Annotated in this window: 15 protein-coding genes; 5 read left to right on the forward strand and 10 right to left on the reverse strand. The window is 68.0% G+C overall.

What is annotated here, in order from left to right; genetic code table 11:
* Positions 1–77: 77 nt before the first annotated feature.
* The 7 genes from ACF8O7_RS11705 to ACF8O7_RS11735 all read right to left on the reverse strand — a co-directional run bounded on the left by ACF8O7_RS11705 (position 78) and on the right by ACF8O7_RS11735 (position 7,895).
* Complete coding sequence (locus ACF8O7_RS11705) at positions 78–1,394, reverse strand: DUF3422 family protein (RefSeq protein ID WP_016445737.1); 1,317 nt, start codon at positions 1,392–1,394, stop codon at positions 78–80.
* 153 nt (positions 1,395–1,547) lie between these two features.
* Positions 1,548–3,059 carry a tripartite tricarboxylate transporter permease gene (locus ACF8O7_RS11710; protein ID WP_016445736.1) on the reverse strand — a complete coding sequence of 504 codons (1,512 nt, stop codon included), beginning with the start codon at positions 3,057–3,059 and terminating at the stop codon, positions 1,548–1,550.
* 15 nt (positions 3,060–3,074) lie between these two features.
* Positions 3,075–3,563, reverse strand: a complete 489-nt coding sequence (locus tag ACF8O7_RS11715) for a tripartite tricarboxylate transporter TctB family protein (RefSeq protein ID WP_016445735.1) — start codon at positions 3,561–3,563, stop codon at positions 3,075–3,077.
* 196 nt (positions 3,564–3,759) lie between these two features.
* Positions 3,760–5,562, reverse strand: coding sequence for a GspE/PulE family protein (locus ACF8O7_RS11720; RefSeq protein ID WP_016445734.1), 1,803 nt, complete (start codon positions 5,560–5,562; stop codon positions 3,760–3,762).
* Positions 5,563–5,631: 69 nt separating this feature from the next.
* Positions 5,632–6,432 carry a hypothetical protein gene (locus tag ACF8O7_RS11725; RefSeq protein ID WP_016445733.1) on the reverse strand — a complete coding sequence of 267 codons (801 nt, stop codon included), beginning with the start codon at positions 6,430–6,432 and terminating at the stop codon, positions 5,632–5,634.
* 20 nt (positions 6,433–6,452) lie between these two features.
* Positions 6,453–6,998, reverse strand: a complete 546-nt coding sequence (locus ACF8O7_RS11730) for a DNA-deoxyinosine glycosylase (protein WP_016451089.1) — start codon at positions 6,996–6,998, stop codon at positions 6,453–6,455.
* Between the two features lie 75 nt (positions 6,999–7,073).
* A complete protein-coding gene (locus ACF8O7_RS11735) occupies positions 7,074–7,895 on the reverse strand; it encodes a TatD family hydrolase (RefSeq protein WP_043789797.1) in 822 nt (273 codons plus the stop codon).
* Between the two features lie 214 nt (positions 7,896–8,109).
* Between ACF8O7_RS11735 and ACF8O7_RS11740 the strand changes: the two genes are divergently transcribed.
* Positions 8,110–9,576, forward strand: coding sequence for a methyl-accepting chemotaxis protein (locus ACF8O7_RS11740; protein WP_392443397.1), 1,467 nt, complete (start codon positions 8,110–8,112; stop codon positions 9,574–9,576).
* Positions 9,577–9,619: 43 nt separating this feature from the next.
* Here ACF8O7_RS11740 and lolD read toward each other — a convergent pair whose 3' ends face one another.
* From lolD to ACF8O7_RS11755, 3 genes are all read right to left on the reverse strand, one after another.
* Entirely contained in the window at positions 9,620–10,336 is a 717-nt protein-coding gene (gene lolD, locus ACF8O7_RS11745) for a lipoprotein-releasing ABC transporter ATP-binding protein LolD (RefSeq protein ID WP_013800885.1), read from the reverse strand.
* Complete coding sequence (locus tag ACF8O7_RS11750) at positions 10,329–11,582, reverse strand: lipoprotein-releasing ABC transporter permease subunit (protein WP_034347641.1); 1,254 nt, start codon at positions 11,580–11,582, stop codon at positions 10,329–10,331. Before ACF8O7_RS11750 ends, lolD begins: the two co-directional genes overlap by 8 nt.
* Positions 11,583–11,643: 61 nt before the next feature.
* Positions 11,644–12,114, reverse strand: coding sequence for a MarR family winged helix-turn-helix transcriptional regulator (locus ACF8O7_RS11755; protein WP_016445728.1), 471 nt, complete (start codon positions 12,112–12,114; stop codon positions 11,644–11,646).
* A gap of 180 nt (positions 12,115–12,294) precedes the next feature.
* Between ACF8O7_RS11755 and ACF8O7_RS11760 the strand changes: the two genes are divergently transcribed.
* The 4 genes from ACF8O7_RS11760 (at position 12,295) to recJ (ending at position 17,481) form a co-directional block, all read left to right on the forward strand.
* Positions 12,295–13,317 carry a tripartite tricarboxylate transporter substrate binding protein gene (locus ACF8O7_RS11760; RefSeq protein WP_012207201.1) on the forward strand — a complete coding sequence of 341 codons (1,023 nt, stop codon included), beginning with the start codon at positions 12,295–12,297 and terminating at the stop codon, positions 13,315–13,317.
* A gap of 44 nt (positions 13,318–13,361) precedes the next feature.
* Entirely contained in the window at positions 13,362–14,687 is a 1,326-nt protein-coding gene (locus tag ACF8O7_RS11765; RefSeq protein WP_209799621.1) for a sulfatase, read from the forward strand.
* Between the two features lie 66 nt (positions 14,688–14,753).
* Positions 14,754–15,752 (forward strand): phosphoglycerate mutase, encoded by a 999-nt coding sequence (locus tag ACF8O7_RS11770; RefSeq protein ID WP_126310879.1) that lies wholly within the window; start codon positions 14,754–14,756, stop codon positions 15,750–15,752.
* 10 nt (positions 15,753–15,762) lie between these two features.
* Positions 15,763–17,481: a single-stranded-DNA-specific exonuclease RecJ gene (gene recJ / locus ACF8O7_RS11775; protein WP_126310880.1), complete on the forward strand. Its 1,719-nt coding sequence runs from the start codon at positions 15,763–15,765 to the stop codon at positions 17,479–17,481.
* Positions 17,482–17,565 lie beyond the last annotated feature (84 nt).

Genomic DNA, 17,565 nt, shown 5'->3' on the forward strand with positions numbered 1-17,565 from the left:
CGAGGCTTCGACGCTTTCACGCCAAACGTGAGAAAACGTGAACTCGCCGGCACACCGGCGAGCCCCTGGCGCTGCCTTCAATGCGCGCCGCCGCCGTGCTGGCCACGGAACAGCCTGTGGTGCAGCCTGCGCAAGGACCACCACACACCCAGCGCCACCACGGGAATGGCGACGGCGGCCGTGCTCTCCGGCGACCAGGGCCAGCCCAGGGCCTTGGCGCCCTTGGCCAGATAGCTGATCAGGCCCGTGAAGTAGTAGGTGATGGCGGCCACGGACAGGCCTTCCACCGTGGACTGCAGCTTGAGCTGCATGTCCTGGCGCTGGTTCATGGCGCCCAGCAGTTGCTGGCTGCTTTGCTGCTGCTCGATCTCCACGCGCGTGCGCAGCAGGCTGCTGACGCGCGAGACGCGCTCGGACAGCGCGTTCTGCCGCCGCGCCGCCCATTCGCAGGTGCTGCGCGCCGGCGTCAGGCGCCGGTCCATGAACTCGCGGATGGTCTGTATGCCGTCGATGCGTGATTCCTGGATGTCCTGAATGCGCTTGTCCACCAGCTCGAAATAGGCCGCACTGGCGGAAAAGCGCGAGTGCGTGGTGGCGTACTCGCTCTCCACCTGCCCGGCCAGGCGCGTGAGCCGGTCCAGCAGCGCCGGCTCGGCATCGCGGTCCGCCAGGCGGATGGAATGGGCCAGGGCCGCCAGGTCCCGCTCGGCCGTGGCCAGAACGGCAGCGGCCTGGCGGGCTGCCGGCAGGCCCAGCAAGGCCGCCATGCGGTAGGTCTCGATCTCCAGCAGGCGCTGCACCAACCGCCCCAGGCGGCGCGGCGACAGCGATTCGCCGGCCAGCAGCAGCATGCGCGAGAAGCCATCGGCATGGATGGCGAAGTCCGTGTAGACCTTGCCCGCATCGCCGGCCACACGTGCGCCCACCAGCGTGTCTTCCTGCAGCAGGTGGCGCACCAGGTGCGGCTCGTTGATCGCCTGTTCCTGCAAGGCCCACAGGTGCAGGCCGCTCAGGCACTGGCCAGGCAATGCAGCCAGCCAGTCGCGCGGCACGTAGTCGATGGCGGCCTCGGGCTCGCGCACATCGTCCATGCCGGCCTGCGACATGGGCTTGCTGAAGGTCCAGCAGACGAATTCCGTGTGCAGCTCCCAGCGCAGGTGAAAGGCGCCCAGATCGATGAGCACATGCGTGGTCGCCGCATCGGGCGGGGGCAGGTGGTGGTTGCGCAGCAGGGTGGCCACATGGGCGCGGCTGGCCTCGCGCTGGGCCGCGTCGGTGAGCATCACCACATGGGTGATGGCCAGCGGCGCCTGCATTTCCTCGGCGGGACGCGCATGGATCTCGTTGTGCAGCAGCACGCGCAGCGGGTGCTGGGATGACAGAAGTGGGGACATCGTGACCTCGAAAGACTGCGCGCTATTGTGCAGGCACGGGCGCTGCGTCCTCCCGCCATCCGGGATCAACAGCTTTCACGTGCATTTCTCGTCGACGCAAAAAAAAACGGCCCCGAAGGGCCGTCAAGCAACATGGTTGCAGCGCTGAGGCGATCAATCCTCGACGAATGCTTCTTCGCGCTTGTTCTTCACTGCGGGCATCAGCACCACCACCAGCAGCACCACGGCGGCGAGCAGCAGGCCGGCCGAGATCGGACGGGTCACGAACACGCTCCAGTCGCCACGCGACAGCAGCAGCGCACGGCGCAGGTTTTCTTCCATCATCGGGCCCAGGATGAAGCCCAGCAGCAAGGGAGCCGGTTCGGTGCCCAGCTTGTGGAACACATAGCCCACGAAGCCGAAGATACCCACCATCCACACGTCCCAGGTGTTGTTGTTGGTACCGTACACGCCGATCGCGCAGAACAGCACGATGGACGGGAACAGCCAGCGGTAGGGCACGGTCAGCAGCTTGATCCAGACGCCGATCAGCGGCAGGTTCAGGACGATCAGCATCAGGTTGCCGATCCACATTGAGGCGATCAGGCCCCAGAACAGCTCGGGGTTGCTGGTCATCACCTGCGGGCCCGGCTGGATGTTGTGGATGGTCATCGCGCCCACCATCAGTGCCATCACGGCGTTGGGCGGAATGCCCAGCGTCAGCAGCGGGATGAAGGAGGTCTGCGAACCTGCGTTGTTGGCCGACTCGGGCGCGCACACGCCACGGATGTTGCCTTGGCCGAAGGGGACTTCGCCCGGCTTGAGCTTGGTCTTCTTCTCGATGGTGTAGGCAGCAAAGGCCGACAGCATGGCACCGCCACCGGGCAGGATACCCAGGGCAGAACCCAGGGCCGTGCCGCGCAGCATGGCAGGCAGCATGCGCTTGAAGTCCTCGGCGGTGGGCATCAGGCCCGTCACCTTGGCTGCGAACACTTCGCGCTCGTCCTCGGGCTTGGACAGGTTGGCAATGATTTCGCCGTAGCCGAACACGCCCATGGCGATCACGACGAAGTCGATACCGTCGGTCAGTTCGGGAATGTCGAAGCTGTACCGGGCCACACCGGAGTTCACGTCGGTACCGACCATGCCCAGCAGCAGGCCCAGCACGATCATCGCAATGGCCTTGAGCAGCGAGCCCGAAGCCAGCACCACGGCGCCGATCAGGCCCAGGGTCATCAGCGAGAAGTACTCGGCAGGGCCGAACTTGAAGGCCACTTCCGTCAGCGGAGGTGCGAAGGCGGCCAGGATCACGGTGCCCACGCAGCCTGCGAAGAACGAGCCGAGTCCTGCGGCAGCGAGAGCAGGTCCCGCTCGCCCCTTTCTGGCCATCTGGTAGCCGTCGATCACGGTCACCACGGACGAGGATTCACCCGGCAGGTTCACCAAAATGGCGGTGGTCGAGCCACCGTACTGCGCACCGTAGTAGATACCGGCCAGCATGATCAGCGCCGCCACCGGAGGCAGGGCGTAGGTCGCTGGCAGCAGCATGGCGATCGTTGCCACGGGGCCGATGCCTGGAAGCACGCCGATGAGCGTACCGAGCAGACAGCCGACGAAGCAGTAGATCAGGTTCTGGAAAGTGAAGGCGACGCCGAAGCCGGTCGCCAGGTTCTGAAAAAGTTCCACGGACGATGCTCCTGCTTAGCCGGTGATGAAGCTGGGCCAGACGGGGAACTGCAGATTCAGTGCCCACACGAAGGCCACATAGCTGCCTACGGCAAGAACGGTGGCCAGAATTGCCACTTCCTTGAAGTTGAAGCTATGGCCGCCCAGGCTGGCGATGAACACCAGCGCGTAGATGGCGACGATCAGACCGAACTGGGGAATGCCCAGATTGGGAACGCCGACCAGCAGGATGCCGAAGGCAAAGTTCGCGGCCAGGATGAAGAACACCTGCTTCCACGCCCACTTGCCGATCTTGTCACCGCCGGAGGGTCCCTTGGTCAGGCCGGAGAAGCAGATGGCCGTGCCCAGAATGGACATCAGCACACCCAGGATCAGCGGGAAGTAGCCCGGGCCCATGCGGGCACCGGTGCCGACGGTGTAGTTGGTTGCGCCGATCGCAAAAGCGAGGCCGACAACCAAAAACATCACGCCGGAAAAAAAGTCTTTCTGACTCTTGATTTTCACGAGAATGTCTCCTTACGGAATCACGACCCGGCGATTTTGCGTTCAGAAAAACTGTGTCCGAATGTGGATTCCACCTACAAAGGGCATACCCTCATGTCCTACCCGCATGAGGAAAAAAGGGTGCCCATGCCAGGCACCCCATCCATCATTGGCAACGGCCTGCGCAAGAGCAGGCACTTACGTTTTTATCCGCCAGTCAGCCTAGCAGGGGCGTGCTGGCCATGACCTCTTGCAGCGTGGTCACGCCTTCGGCCACGCGCAGGGCTCCGGCCAGGCGCAGCGGACGCATGCCGTCCTGCACGGCCTGGCGGCGCAGCGCATCCATGGACGGTGAGGTGTGGATCTGCTGCTTGAGCGCCTCGCTCACGGTCAGCAGCTCGTACAGGCCCATGCGCCCGCGAAAGCCCGTCATGCGGCAATCCACGCACCCCACGGGCTTGTAGGGCTGGTAGCTGCCTGACAGTTTCCAGGGCCGCACGGCCTCGGCCAGCGTGGCGGCCGAAGTCTCCTCGTCGCGCTGCTTGCATTGCGGGCACAGCGTGCGCACCAGGCGCTGGGCCAGCACGCCCAGCAGCGTGGCGTTGATCAGGTAGGGCGGCACGCCCAGCTCCATCAGCCGGCTCACGGCGCTGGGCGCATCGTTGGTGTGCAGCGTGGAGAACACCAGGTGGCCGGTCAGCGCGGCCTGCACGGCCATCTCGGCCGTGGCCAGGTCACGGATTTCGCCCACCATGATGATGTCCGGGTCCTGGCGCATTAGCGAACGCAGTCCCTCGGTGAAGCCGAAGTCCAGTTGCGTCTGCACCTGGGTCTGGTTGAAGCTGGGCTCGATCATTTCGATCGGGTCCTCCACGGTGCTGACGTTGACCTCCTCCGTGGCCACGCGCTTGAGCGTGGAGTACAGCGTGGTGGTCTTGCCCGAGCCCGTGGGACCGGTCACGAGGATGATGCCGTGCGGGCGGCGCACCAGCTCGTTCCAGCGCTGGGCGTCATGGCTGGTGAAGCCCAGGGCGTCCAGGTCCTTGACCGTGTTGTCGGGGTCGAAGATCCGCATCACCAGCTTTTCGCCAAAGGCCGTGGGCAGCGTGGACAGGCGCATTTCCACCTCGTCGCCGCGCGGGTTGCGGGTCTTGATGCGCCCATCCTGGGGACGGCGCTTTTCCACCACGTCCATGCGCCCGAGCAGCTTCACGCGCGAGACCATGGCGTTGAGAACACCCATGGGCACCTGGTAGACCGGATGCAGCACGCCGTCGATGCGAAAGCGGATCACGCCCTGGTCGCGCCGGGGCTCCATGTGGATGTCGCTGGCGCGCTGGTCGAAGGCGTATTGCCACAGCCAGTCCACCACGCGCACCACGCCCTGGTCGTTGGCATCGAGCTGCTTGCTGCTGTTGCCCAGCTCCACCAGCTGCTCGAAGCTGGCCGCGCTGGCCGCACCGCCGGCCTTCTCGGCAGCGCGCACCGACTTGGCCAAGGCGAAGAACTCGCCCGTGTAGCGCTTGAGGTCCACCGGACTGGCCAGCACGCGGCGCACCTTGCGGCGCGCCTGGCGCTCGACCTCGGCCACCCAGTCGTCGATGAACGGCTCGGCCGTGGCCACCACCACTTCCTGCGGCGACACCTGCACGGGCAGCACCTTGTGGCGCTCGGCATAGCTGGCGCTCATGATTTCGCCCACGCGGCCCGCATCCACGCGCAGCGGGTCGATGCGCAGGTAGGCCAGGCCGCTGCGGCTCGCCAGGTACTGGGTCAGCTCCTCGATGTCCAGCGCGCGCCCGTCACCGGCCCGGGCCACGCCCACGTTGGCCAGCCGGACCAGCGGGTGCTGGGTGCTCTCGGCCTGCGAGCAGCGCGCCACGGTGCGCTGGGCCTCTTCGGCCGTGATCACGCCGTCGGCCTGCAGCCACTGCACCAGCCTGCGCCAGTCCAGGGGCCCCGAAGGATTGCGCGGAGCGACGGCGGTTGTGGGCTGTGCGGTGGAGGTCGGGTCGGACATGGCGTTGGGCCGGAAGCTGAACTGCGCCCTATGGTAAGCCTGCCGGCCTCCCTGCCCGGCCAGCCCGCTCTACCAGGGCCGCACGAAGATCTTGGGCCAGCGCGTGGTGGGCAGGTCCCAGCGGGCCTGCACCTGGGCGCTGGCGGCCTGCAGCGCTGCGGGGTCGAGCGCGCGCGGGGTGCGCTGGGCCAGTACCACGGTGTTGCCTTCGCGCGTGGGGCGGAAGGCCCACATGGCCTCTTCGCCAAAGGCTTCGGCCATGCGCGCCAGGCTGCGCTCGTAGCTGGAGGTGCGGCCGAACAGGTTGACGGTCATGATGCCGTCCTCGGTCAGCAGATTGCGGCAATCGGCATAGAACTCGGCGCTGTCCAGCACGGGCGCGGCCGCATCGTGGTCATAGAGATCAACGGCCAGCGCATCGACCGTGCCCAGCCACTGGCTCTTGCGGATTTCCTGGGCCGCATCGGCCAGCACCACGCGCAGCGTGTCGCTGTCGGGCGGCAGCTTGAACCAGCTGCGGCACACGGCCAGCACCTGCGGGTTCAGCTCGATGGCCGTGGTGCGCATGCGCAGCTTCTTGTGGCAGAACTTGGTGATGGCCGCGGCGCCCAGGCCCAGCTGCATGGCATGGCGGCCGGCCACGCTGGCGGGTTCCATGAACAGCAGCCAGCCCATCATGCGCTGCACGTACTCCAGCTCGATCTCGAAGGGCTCGCGTATGCGCATGGAGCCCTGTATCCAGGGCGTGCCCAGGTGCAGGTGGCGCACATCGCCATCGTCGGAGACGCTGACTTCGGGCAGCTCGGCGTCTGCGGCGTTGGCGGGAGAGGAAGGGGCGGCCTTGGCGGCGCCACGGGTCTTGCGTATCACGTCGGGAAAAATGGAAAGATTCAGAGCAGTTGATGGAGAGCCAGCGCCTCGCGCCAGGCCTGGACCTTGCGTTCGAAACGCCAGCTCGCGTTGGCCGGGCTGGTCGATGGCAGCTTCACGGCAGCCAGGCCCAGGGCCTGCGTGCGGCCGGCGTGCTTGTAGCTCTCGCCACCGTTGTGCAAGGCCAGCGTCAACTGCGGGCAGTGCGTGCGCAGCCCAGCGAAGTCGTTCACCTCGGCAGCGCGGATGGCGCTGTCCAGGCTGCCTTCGCGCTCGCAGCTGGCGTACACATCCCACAGCCCCAGGCCCCGGGCCAGCAGCCATTCGCAGCGGCCCGCATAGTCATCGCGGCCGGGCTGCGGATACTCGGGCCACAAGGCCTGGAGCAGGGGCCAGAACTGGTTTTGCGGATGGGCATAGTACTGCTGCAATTGCAGCGATCGCAGGCCCGGAAAGCTACCCAGCACCAGGGCCCGGGTCCGCGCATCGGCCACCGGCGCCAGGCCCTGCCAGCGCGGGGTGCCGGGGGGCGGCAGGTCGGGAACGGTCAAGGACATGGCCGGCATTGTCGCCCAGCGGTCGCCGGGCTGCTGGCAGCGGGCGGCAAGACCGCTCAGATTCAGGTTCCGCTCAAGCTTGGTTCAGGCCATGGCGGGCAGGCCTCGCAGCGCGGCACGCGCGTTGCGGCCCGTGGCCTCGGCCAGGGCCTGGGGCGTGATGCCGCGCAGTTGCGCAATCACATCCGCAATGCGTGCCAGCTCGGCCGGCGTGTTGCGGCCCTGGGCCTGGCCCTGGGCGCGCTGCCCGGCCGTGGTGTAGAGCCAGTGCGGCGGAATGTCGGGAGCGTCGGTTTCCAGCACCAGTGCGTCCAGCGGCAAGCTGGCTGCCAACTCGCGCAGCCTGAGCGCGCGGTCATAGGTCACGGCGCCGCCGAAGCCCAGCTTGAAACCCAGGTCGATGAAGGCCTGGGCCTGCTGCCCGCTGCCATTGAAGGCATGGGCAATGCCGCCCGCCACGGGCCGTGCACGCAGGGTCTTGAGCAGCCGGTCGCTGGACTTGCGCACATGCAGGATGACCGGGAGATCGAACTCGCGCGCCAGCGCGATCTGCTGCTCGTAGAACCAGACCTGCCGCTGTGCGTCCAGCCCCGGCACGAAGAAGTCCAGCCCGATCTCGCCCACGGCCACCAGTTGAGGATCGCCACGCAGCCGGTCCAGCGTCTCGCGCAATGCGGCAATGTCCTGCTCGCGGGCATTGGGCGTGTACAGCGGATGGATGCCCAGCGCATAGCTGTCGCCATGGCGCCGCGCCAGCGCCACCACGGTGTCCCAGTGCTCGCGCGCCACGGCCGGAATCACCAGATGCGCAACGCCTGTCTCGGCCGCCTGCGCGCGCACGGCATCGCGGTCGGCGTCGAATTCGGGGGCATCGAGGTGGCAGTGGGTGTCTATCCAGGCGGGCATGGCCGCATCATGCCACCGGCCCGGGCGGCGCCCGTCCAAGGGGCAGACGAGGCCCGGAGCAAGGGCAAACCCTTGGCTTATTGCGAGTCGGCTCCGTTTGACAAAATCAATACACGAATGGCTTGCGCCTCCATAAAAATACATAAAGTAACACTTGCACCCCGCATCGGGCTCCCGCATCACCGGCCGGCATGCTTTGGAGAGAGGAATTCCCATGAAGCGCTCAGCATGGAGTCGAATCCTGGACCTCGGTGGCGCACGCCGCAAGGCGGAGCTTGACGGGCAATTGGCCGCCATACACAAGTCCCAGGCGGTGATCGAGTTCGACCTGCAAGGCCATGTGCTGGCTGCCAACCAGAACTTCCTGGACACCATGGGCTACGAGGCGCACGAGGTCATCGGCCAGCACCACCGCATGTTCGTGGACAGCCAGGTCAGCGAATCCCCCGAATACGCCCAGTTCTGGCAGCGCCTGGGCAGCGGCATCCACGATGCGGGGCGCTACCGGCGCATCGCCAGGGATGGGCGCGATGTCTGGCTGCAGGCCAGCTACAACCCCATCTTCGACCGGCATGGCCGGCCCTTCAAGGTGGTGAAGTACGCCACCGACATCACCGAGCAGCAGCGCCGCAACGCCGATGCCGAAGGCCAGCTGGCGGCCATCTCCAAGGTGCAGGCCATCATCGAGTTCGACCTGGACGGCAACATCCTCCATGCCAACCGCCTGTTCCTGCAGGCCATGGGCTACACGCTGGACGAGGTCACGGGGCGGCACCACAGCATGTTCGTCCAGCCCCATGAGCGCCAAAGCGCCGAATACGCGCAGTTCTGGCGCAAGCTGGGCAGCGGCCAGCACGATGCAGGCCAGTACCTGCGCATCGGCAAGCACGGCCGCCAGGTCTGGATCGAGGCCAGCTACAATCCCATCCTCGATGCCGATGGCCGGCCCTTCAAGGTAGTCAAGTACGCCCGCGATATCACGCGCCGCTTCACGGCCGCGCAGACCCTGGGCGAGGCCATGCAGGGCCTGAGCGAAAGCGCCGAGCACGCAGGCCAGGCCAATGAACTGGCCCGCCAGGCCTGCCTGGTGGCCGAGCAGGGCGGGCGCACGGTGCACGAGGTGATGGGCACCATGGAGTCCATCAGCGCCAGCTCGCGCAAGATCAACGACATCATCGGCGTGATGGACGGCATCGCCTTCCAGACCAATATCCTGGCGCTCAACGCCGCCGTGGAGGCGGCCCGCGCCGGCGAGCAGGGCCGGGGCTTTGCCGTGGTGGCCGGCGAGGTGCGGGCACTGGCGCAGAACAGTGCCGCCGCCGCCAAGGAGATCAAGCAGCTCATCCACACCTCGGTGGAGCAGGTGGCTCTGGGCGCCGAGCAGGTGCGACAGGCCGGCGGGACCATGCAGGAAATCGTGGATTCCTCCCACCAGGTCACGGCCATCATGGGCGACGTGGTGCAGGCCTCCATGGCGCAGTCTGCGCGGCTGCGCGAGGTCACGGCCGACCTGACGGCCCAGAGCGTGAACATCGGCGACACGCCCCGCGCGCAACCCGTGCGCAAGTCGCTGCCGGCGGCCATGGTTCCCGAGGCCCCGCAGATCAAGGCGGCGCCAGCGCCCACCGTGGTGCCTGTGCGCACGCCGCACATGGGCGGCAAGCTGCTGCGCATGGCCTGACGCCGGAGCGCACAGGACGGCGCATGCAGGACCCAGTACAGGGTCAGGCCAGCTGTCCCTGCACCAGGCGCACCATGCGGTCGCAGCGCGCCGCGAGCTGCTCGTCGTGCGTGACCATCACAAAGGCCGTGCCATGGCTGCGCGCCAGCTCCAGCATCAGGCGGAACACGGTGTCGGCCGTGCTGCGGTCCAGGTTGCCGGTGGGCTCGTCGGCCAGCACGCAGGCAGGCTGCGTGACCAGGGCGCGGGCAATGGCCACGCGCTGGCGCTCGCCCCCCGACAGCTCGGCCGGCCGGTGCAGCATGCGTTCGCCCAGGCCCACGGCCGCCAGCATGCGTGCGGCGCGCTCCATGCACTCGGCCCGGTCGTCGCGGCGTATGCGCAGCGGCATGGCCACGTTGTCCTGGGCGCTGAATTCGGGCAGCAGATGGTGGAACTGGTAGATGAATCCCAGGTGCCTGTTGCGCAGCGCACCCTGCTTCTGGGCGCTGAGTTCATGCAGGGGCTCGCCCTTGAGGGTGACGCTGCCGCTGGTGGGGGCATCCAGCCCGCCCAGCAGGTGCAGCAGCGTGCTCTTGCCCGAGCCCGAGGCGCCGACAATGGCCAGCGTCTCGCCCGCACGCACCTGCAGGTCGACCCCTGCCAGCACCTGCACGTTGAGCCGTCCTTCGGCGAAGCGCTTGGTCAGGCCGCGCGCATCGAGGACCACGGCGCCCTGCTGGGACACTTCGAAACCGGGCATCACATTCACTTCATTCATAGCGCAGCGCCTCGGCGGGGTTCACGCGGCTGGCGCGCCAGCTCGGGTAGATGGTGGCGACAAAGGCCAGGACCAGGGAGATCACGGCGATGGGCATGATGTCGCTGTACTGCGGATCGCTGGGCATCTTGCTGATCAGGTAGATGTCCTTGGGCAGGAAGTTGGCATGCAGCAGGCGCTCGATGGCCGGCACGATGACATCGATGTTGAAGGCGATGCCCAGGCCCAGCAGCAAGCCCGCGAAGGTGCCGATGACGCCCACCATGGCGCCCTGCACCATGAAGATTCCCATGATGCTGGACGGCGAGGCGCCCAGCGTGCGCAGGATGGCGATGTCGGCGCGCTTGTCGGTCACCGTCATCACCAGCGTGGACACGAGGTTGAACGCAGCCACGGCCACGATGAGCGTGAGGATGATGAACATCATGCGTTTTTCCAGCTGCACGGCCGCGAACCAGGTGCGGTTCTGCTGGGTCCAGTCGCGGATCAGCAGGCGGTCGGTGATGGTGTGGGCCAGCTCCATGGCCACGCGCGGCGCCTCGTGCAGGTCCTTGAGCTTCAGGCGGATGCCGGTCGGCCCTTCCAGGCGGAACAGGCGCTGCGCGTCCTCGTAATGCATCATCACCAGGGCCGAGTCGTATTCGTAGTGGCCGGAGTCGAAGGTGCCTGCCACATGCATCTGCTTGAGGCGCGGCACCACGCCGGCCGGCGTGACCTGGCCGCCCGGGGCGATCAGCGTGACCATGTCGCCCTGGCGCACGCCCAGCGAGCGCGCCAGCTCCACGCCCAGCACCACGTTGAACTCGCCAGGCACCAGGCGCTGGAGCACCTCGGCATTGGTGGCGGCCACGTCGGTGACCTCGCCCTCGCGCGCCGGATCGATGCCGCGCACCAGGGTGCCCTTCATGTCCTCGCCACGCGCCAGCAGCGCCTGGGCCGCGACGAAGGGGGCGGCGCCCAGCACGTCGGGGTTGGCGCGCGCCTCGCGCATGGTGCGCTCCAGATCGGGCAGCGCCGCGCCCTGGGGCGCGAAGATCTCGATGTGCGAGACCACGCTGAGCATGCGGTCGCGCACTTCCTTCTGGAAGCCGTTCATCACGCTGAGCACGATGATCAGCGCCGCGACACCGAGGGCGATGCCCAGCATGGAGACGCCGGAGATGAACGAGATGAAGCCGTTGCGGCGCGTGGCGCGCCCGGCCCGGGTGTAGCGCCAGCCGACGGCCAGTTCGTAGGGAAATTGCATGGGCATGCATTGTGTCATCGCCCGCAGGCCCTGCATGGCGGCAGGCTTTGCCGTCGGCGTGTCAGCGCCGGTGCCGTCCGCGGTCCACGCGCGGCAGGGCGTCGTAGCGGCCCTCTGCCTCCAGCGTCAGCGCATGGCGCTGCAGCCTGGCCAGCAAGGTGTCGAATTGTTCAAGTTCCTCGTCGCTGAGCACGGACACCAGGTCCAGATGGATCTGGGCCATGCGCGGCAGGATCAGGCCGTACATGCGCCGCCCCTCGGCGGTCAGCGACACGGCCACGCGGCGGCGGTCGCCGGGCAGGGGGCTGCGCTGCACCCAGCCCTTTTCCTCCAGCCCGCTCAGGGCGCGCGAGGTGCGTGCGCGGTCCAGCTGCGCGCGTTCGGCCAGCTCCGACGACAGCAGGCCCTCGTTGGCAGCCACCGTGGCCATCACGCCCCACTCGCGGCGCGTGATGCCGAAATGCGCCTCGCACATGCGCATGGCCACGCCGCCGGCCGCACCAAAGTAGCGGTTGATGCGAAACAGCAGCATCTGCTGGATGGACGTGGGGGCTGGACGGGTATTCACGGGGAACAGTTGATTAGATCAATTGCTGCGGGGACTTCTACAGTGGCCCCGTCCGGAAAGGAGACAACGGGAGCCACCGTCCGGAGCCGGCTTGGGGATTCTCGCAAAGCCCGGCGCACCCGCAGCGCAGAAAGTTCGCCGACCATGTTTTCCCTGTTCCAAGCCACCCATGCCACCCATGCCTTGCGCAGCCCGCTGCTGCGGGCCGGCCTGGCCCTTCTGCTGGGCCTGGGCTCCGGCGCTGGCGCCCGGGCCGATGCGGCCGCCGATGCCGCGGCCTGGCCCGCCAAACCCGTGCGCATCGTCGTCGCCTTCGCGCCCGCCGGCGCCGCCGACATCCTGGCGCGCAGCCTGGGCGAGGTACTGCAGCGTGAACTCAAACAGCCCTTCGTCGTGGACAACCGGCCCGGCGCGGGCGGCAACATCGGCACCGACAACGCGGCCAAGGCGCCCGGCGACGGCTACACGCTGCTGGTCGGCATCGACACGACCTTCACCGTCAATCCCTTCATCTACAAGAGCATGCCGTTCAAGGGCACGGACCTGCGTCCCGTGATGATGATCGCCTCGCAGGGAATGATGGTGGCCGTCAACCCACGCACAGGCCTCAGGACCCTGGACCAGTTCATCGCCCAGGGCAAGAGAAGCGGCCTGACGCTGGGCTCGGCCGGCTACGGCACGCCGGGCCACCTGGCCTCGGCCATCCTCACCCATGCCACGGGCGCCAAGGTCAGCCACGTGCCCTACAAGGGCAACGCCCCGGCCAGCACGGCCGTGCTGGCCGGCGAGGTGGACGGCGGCATCATCAGCTCCTCGGCCATGCTGGGCCAGGTGGCGGCCGGCAAGGTCGTGCCGCTGGCCGTGACCACGCGCCAGCGCAACCCGCTGGTGCCCGGCGTGCCCACCGTGGGCGAGCTGGGCCACAAGGACCTGGAGCAGGAAGTGCTGTTCGCCCTGTGGGTGCCGGCCGCCACGCCCGAGCCGCTGGTCGCCAGGATCCAGTCCGCGCTGGAAAAGGCCATGAAGGATCCGGCGCTGCGCGAGCGCATGCGCGCCAACGACCTGTTCTACGAAGGCCTGACCGGCCCGGCCGCCGCCGAACGCATACAGGCGCTGGCCGACCGCTACCGGACCGTGATCCAGTCCACCGGAATGAAGATGGAATGAGCGCCGCCGCTTCCCGCCCACGACCCTGCACAGAGCGCATTTCCATGTCCCGTCCCAATATCCTTTTCATCGTGGCCGACGACCTCGGCTATGCCGACCTCGGCTGCTACGGCGGCCGCGCGGCCGACTTCGGAGCGGTGTCCCCGGTGCTCGACCGCCTGGCCGCCAGCGGCCTCAGGCTCACCCAGGGCTATGCCAACTCGCCCGTGTGCTCTCCCACGCGCTTTGCCCTGGCCACGGCGCGCTACCAGTACCGCCTGCGCGGTGCGGCCGAGGAGCCCATCAACAGCAAGACACGCGGCACGCCGCTGGGCGAGAAGCTGGGCCTGCCGCCGGACATGCCCACCGTCCCCTCCATGCTCAGGGATGCCGGCTACCGCACGGCGCTGATCGGCAAGTGGCACCTGGGCTACCCGCCGCACTTCGGCCCGCTGCGCTCGGGCTACGAGGAATACTTCGGCCCCATGTCGGGCGGCGTGGACTACTTCACCCATCTGAGCAGCTCGGGCCAGCACGACCTGTGGGTGGGCGAGGAGGAGCACCACGACGAGGGCTACCTGACCGACCTGCTGTCGCAGCGCAGCGTGGACTTCGTCCACCGCATGGCCCAGGGCGATGCGCCCTTCTTCCTGAGCCTGCACTACACGGCGCCGCACTGGCCCTGGGAAACGCGCGATGACCGCAGCACGGCCGAGGCCCTGGGCGCAGGCATTGCCCACCTGGACGGCGGCAACATCCACCAGTACCGCCGCATGATCCACCACATGGACGAAGGCATAGGCTGGATCGTCGAGGCGCTGCGTGCCAGCGGACAGCTGGACAACACCCTCATCGTCTTCACCAGCGACAACGGCGGCGAACGCTTCTCCGACAACTGGCCCCTGGTCGGCGGCAAGATGGACCTGACCGAAGGCGGCATACGCGTGCCCTGGATTGCGCACTGGCCGGCCGTGATCGCGCCGGGCCGCAGCAGCACCCAGCACTGCATGAGCATGGACTGGTCGGCCACGGTGCTGGATGCCGCCGGCGTGCAGGCGCCGGCCGGCCATGCGCTGGACGGCGTCTCCCTGCTGCCCGTGCTGCGCGCCGAAGATGCCGAATTCCCGCGCGCCCTGCACTGGCGCATGAAGCACCGCGGCCAGCGCGCGCTGCGCGACGGCGACTGGAAGTACCTGCGCGTGGACGGCATCGACTACCTGTTCGACCTGGCCAGCGACGAGCGCGAGCGCGCCAACCAGGCAGTGCGCGCGCCCGAGCGTCTGGCCGCCATGCGCAGCGCCTGGGAAGACTGGAACCAGGGCATGCCGCCCATCCCCGAGGACGCCACGGTCAGCCTGGTCTCTTCGGCCCGCGACATGCCCCAGCGCTGAACCGCGCTCCAAGGGGAAAAACGAAGGCGCCGGCACTGCGGCACCCCATGCCCGACAATAGCGGCCATGCTTTTGACCGCTCCCCTGGTGTCCTCCACCCAAGCCCCGCTGGAGGAAACGACCGAATGGATCATTCCCTATGCCGGCGGTCCGTCCTCGGATGCGGGCGATGACGCCGCCGTCGCTGCCGCCTGGGGCGGCCTGGAGCTGCCACATCTCCAATCCCTGCTGGCGCTGATGCAGCCCGCGCCCGCACAGACCGGCACTGAGATGGATTTTTCTCCCCCCCACGAACGCACCCTGGCGCGCTCGTTGGGCCTGCCCGATGCACCGGGCCTGATTGCCTGGGCCGCCTGGCAGGCCGGTGAGACGGCGCAGGCCTGCGCCTATGTCACGCCCTGCCACTGGCACATAGGCGCAGACCAGGTGCACCAGAGCGATCCCGCCACCACGCCCCTCAGCGATGAGGAATCCCGCCAGCTGCTGGCCCTGCTGGCGCCCTGGTTCGCTGACGACGGCATCGTGCTGGAGTACCAGCAGCCGCAGCGCTGGCTGGCGCGCGGTGCGCTGTTCGATGACCTGGCCACGGCCTCCATGGACCGCGTCATCGGCCGCGACGTGCGGCCCTGGCTGCCCGACGCGCAGCAGGCACGCGCCCTGCACCGCCTGCAAAGCGAGGTGCAGATGCTGCTCTACACCCATGTCTTCAACGACGCCCGCGCCGCCCGCGGCCAGGTGCCCATCAACGCCTTCTGGGTCCACGGCGCCGGGCGCCTGCAGCCCGGCACGGCCACCGGCGCCAAGGCCGCCGTGCAATGCCTGGACGACCTTCACGCCGCAGCCCTGCAGGGCAACCCCGCTGCCTGGCGCCAGGCCTGGAAGGCGCTGGACGCCGGGCTCATCGCCCGCCTGCTGGAGCGCGTGCGCGCAGGCCACCCGCTCACGCTGACGCTGTGCGGCGAACGCCATGCCATCGCATGGAGCAGCCGCCCGCCGCGCTGGCTGGACAGGCTGACGGGCCTTTTCGGCCCCCGCGCCCTGCCCGACCTGGGCCGCATGCTCTGACACACTGCCCATGAAAATCATTCCCCGCGAGATCCCTGCGCAGCAGGCCTGGGCACTGCGCCAGGCCGGTGTCCACCCGCTGCTGGCCCAGCTCTACGCCGCACGCGGCGTGTGCTCCGCCGACGAACTGGACGACACGCCCGCGCGCCTGCTGGCCCCCTCGGGCCTGCTGGGCATGGACGCCGCCGTGCGGCTGCTGGCCGATGCCATAGAGCGCGGCCTGCGCCTGTGCATCGTGGCCGACTACGACTGCGACGGTGCCACCGCCTGCGCCGTGGGCTGGCGCGGCCTGCGCATGCTGGGCGCGACCGAGGTCGGCTACCTGGTGCCCGACCGCGTGGTGGACGGCTACGGCCTGACACCCCCCATCGCGCGCCGTGTCAAGGAAACCGGCGCCGACGTGATGGTCACCGTGGACAACGGCATTGCCAGCGTCGAAGGCGTGGCCGAGGCCAAGTCCCTAGGCCTGCAGGTGGTCGTCACCGACCACCACCTGCCCGGCAACCACCTGCCGCTGGCCGATGCCATCGTCAACCCCAACCAGCCCGGCTGCAGCTTCGAGAGCAAGTCCATGGCCGGTGTCGGCGTGATGTTCTACGTGCTGCTGGCCCTGCGAGCCGAACTGCGCGCGCGCGGCCGCTTCGACAAGACCAGCCAGCCCCGTCTGGAGGCCTTGCTGCCCCTGGTCGCCCTGGGCACCGTGGCCGACGTGGTGAAGCTGGACGCCAACAACCGCCGCCTGGTCGCCCTGGGCCTCAAGCAGATACGCCGAGGCCAGATGCAGCCGGGCCTGCAGGCCTTGTTCGACGCGGCCGGCCGCAAGGCCTTTGCGGCCACCACCTTCGACTTCGGCTTCGCACTGGGTCCGCGCATCAATGCGGCCGGCCGGCTGTCCGACATGACCATCGGCATCGAGTGCCTGACCACGGACGATGCGGGCCGCGCCGCCAACCTGGCCCAGATGCTGGACGCCATCAACCGCGAGCGCCGCGAGCTGGAAGGCGGCATGCGCGAGCAGGCCCTGCTCATGGCCGAGGGCCTGTGCACGGACGGCATGACGCCGCCGGCGGCCATCAGCGTGTTCGACCCCGATTTCCACGAAGGTGTGGTCGGCATCGTGGCCTCGCGCATCAAGGACCGCATGCACCGGCCCAGCTTCGTCTTCGCAGCCAGCGGCGCGCCGGGGCACGAGCATGAACTCAAGGGCTCGGGCCGCTCCATTCCCGGCTTTCACCTGCGCGACGCGCTGGACCTCGTATCCAAGCGCCACCCCGGCCTGCTGCTGCGCTTTGGCGGCCACGCCATGGCGGCCGGCTGCACCATTGCCGAGGCCGGTTTCGCGGTGTTCGAAAAGGCCCTGGCCCAGGTGGCACAGGAATGGCTGGACGCGGCCACGCTGACGCGCCGCATAGAGACCGACGGACCGCTGGACCCGGATTTCCGCAAGCCCGAAATGGTCGAGCAGCTCAATCTCGCGGTCTGGGGCCAGGGCTTTGCCCCGCCCACCTTCAGCGAACAGCTGGAAGTGCTCTCACAGCGCCTGGTCGGTGAAAAGCACCTGAAACTGCAATTGCGCCATCAGGGCGAAACCGTGGACGGCATCTGGTTCGGCCATACCGACCCGCTGCCGCCATCGGCCTGCATTGCCTTTCGCATGGACATCAATGAATGGCGCGGAGAGCGCAAGGTGCAATTCCTGATCGAGGGAGTGCATTCGGACGCGTCCTAGAGACCCGGGGCGCCATTCACGGTGCCCCTCGGTTAATATCCCCGGTTTTTGCAACAAATTATTGCAAATTCATTCCAAGAAAAC

The organism is Delftia sp. WSY_16, assembly GCF_043104415.1.
GTDB lineage: Bacteria > Pseudomonadota > Gammaproteobacteria > Burkholderiales > Burkholderiaceae_C > Comamonas > Comamonas tsuruhatensis.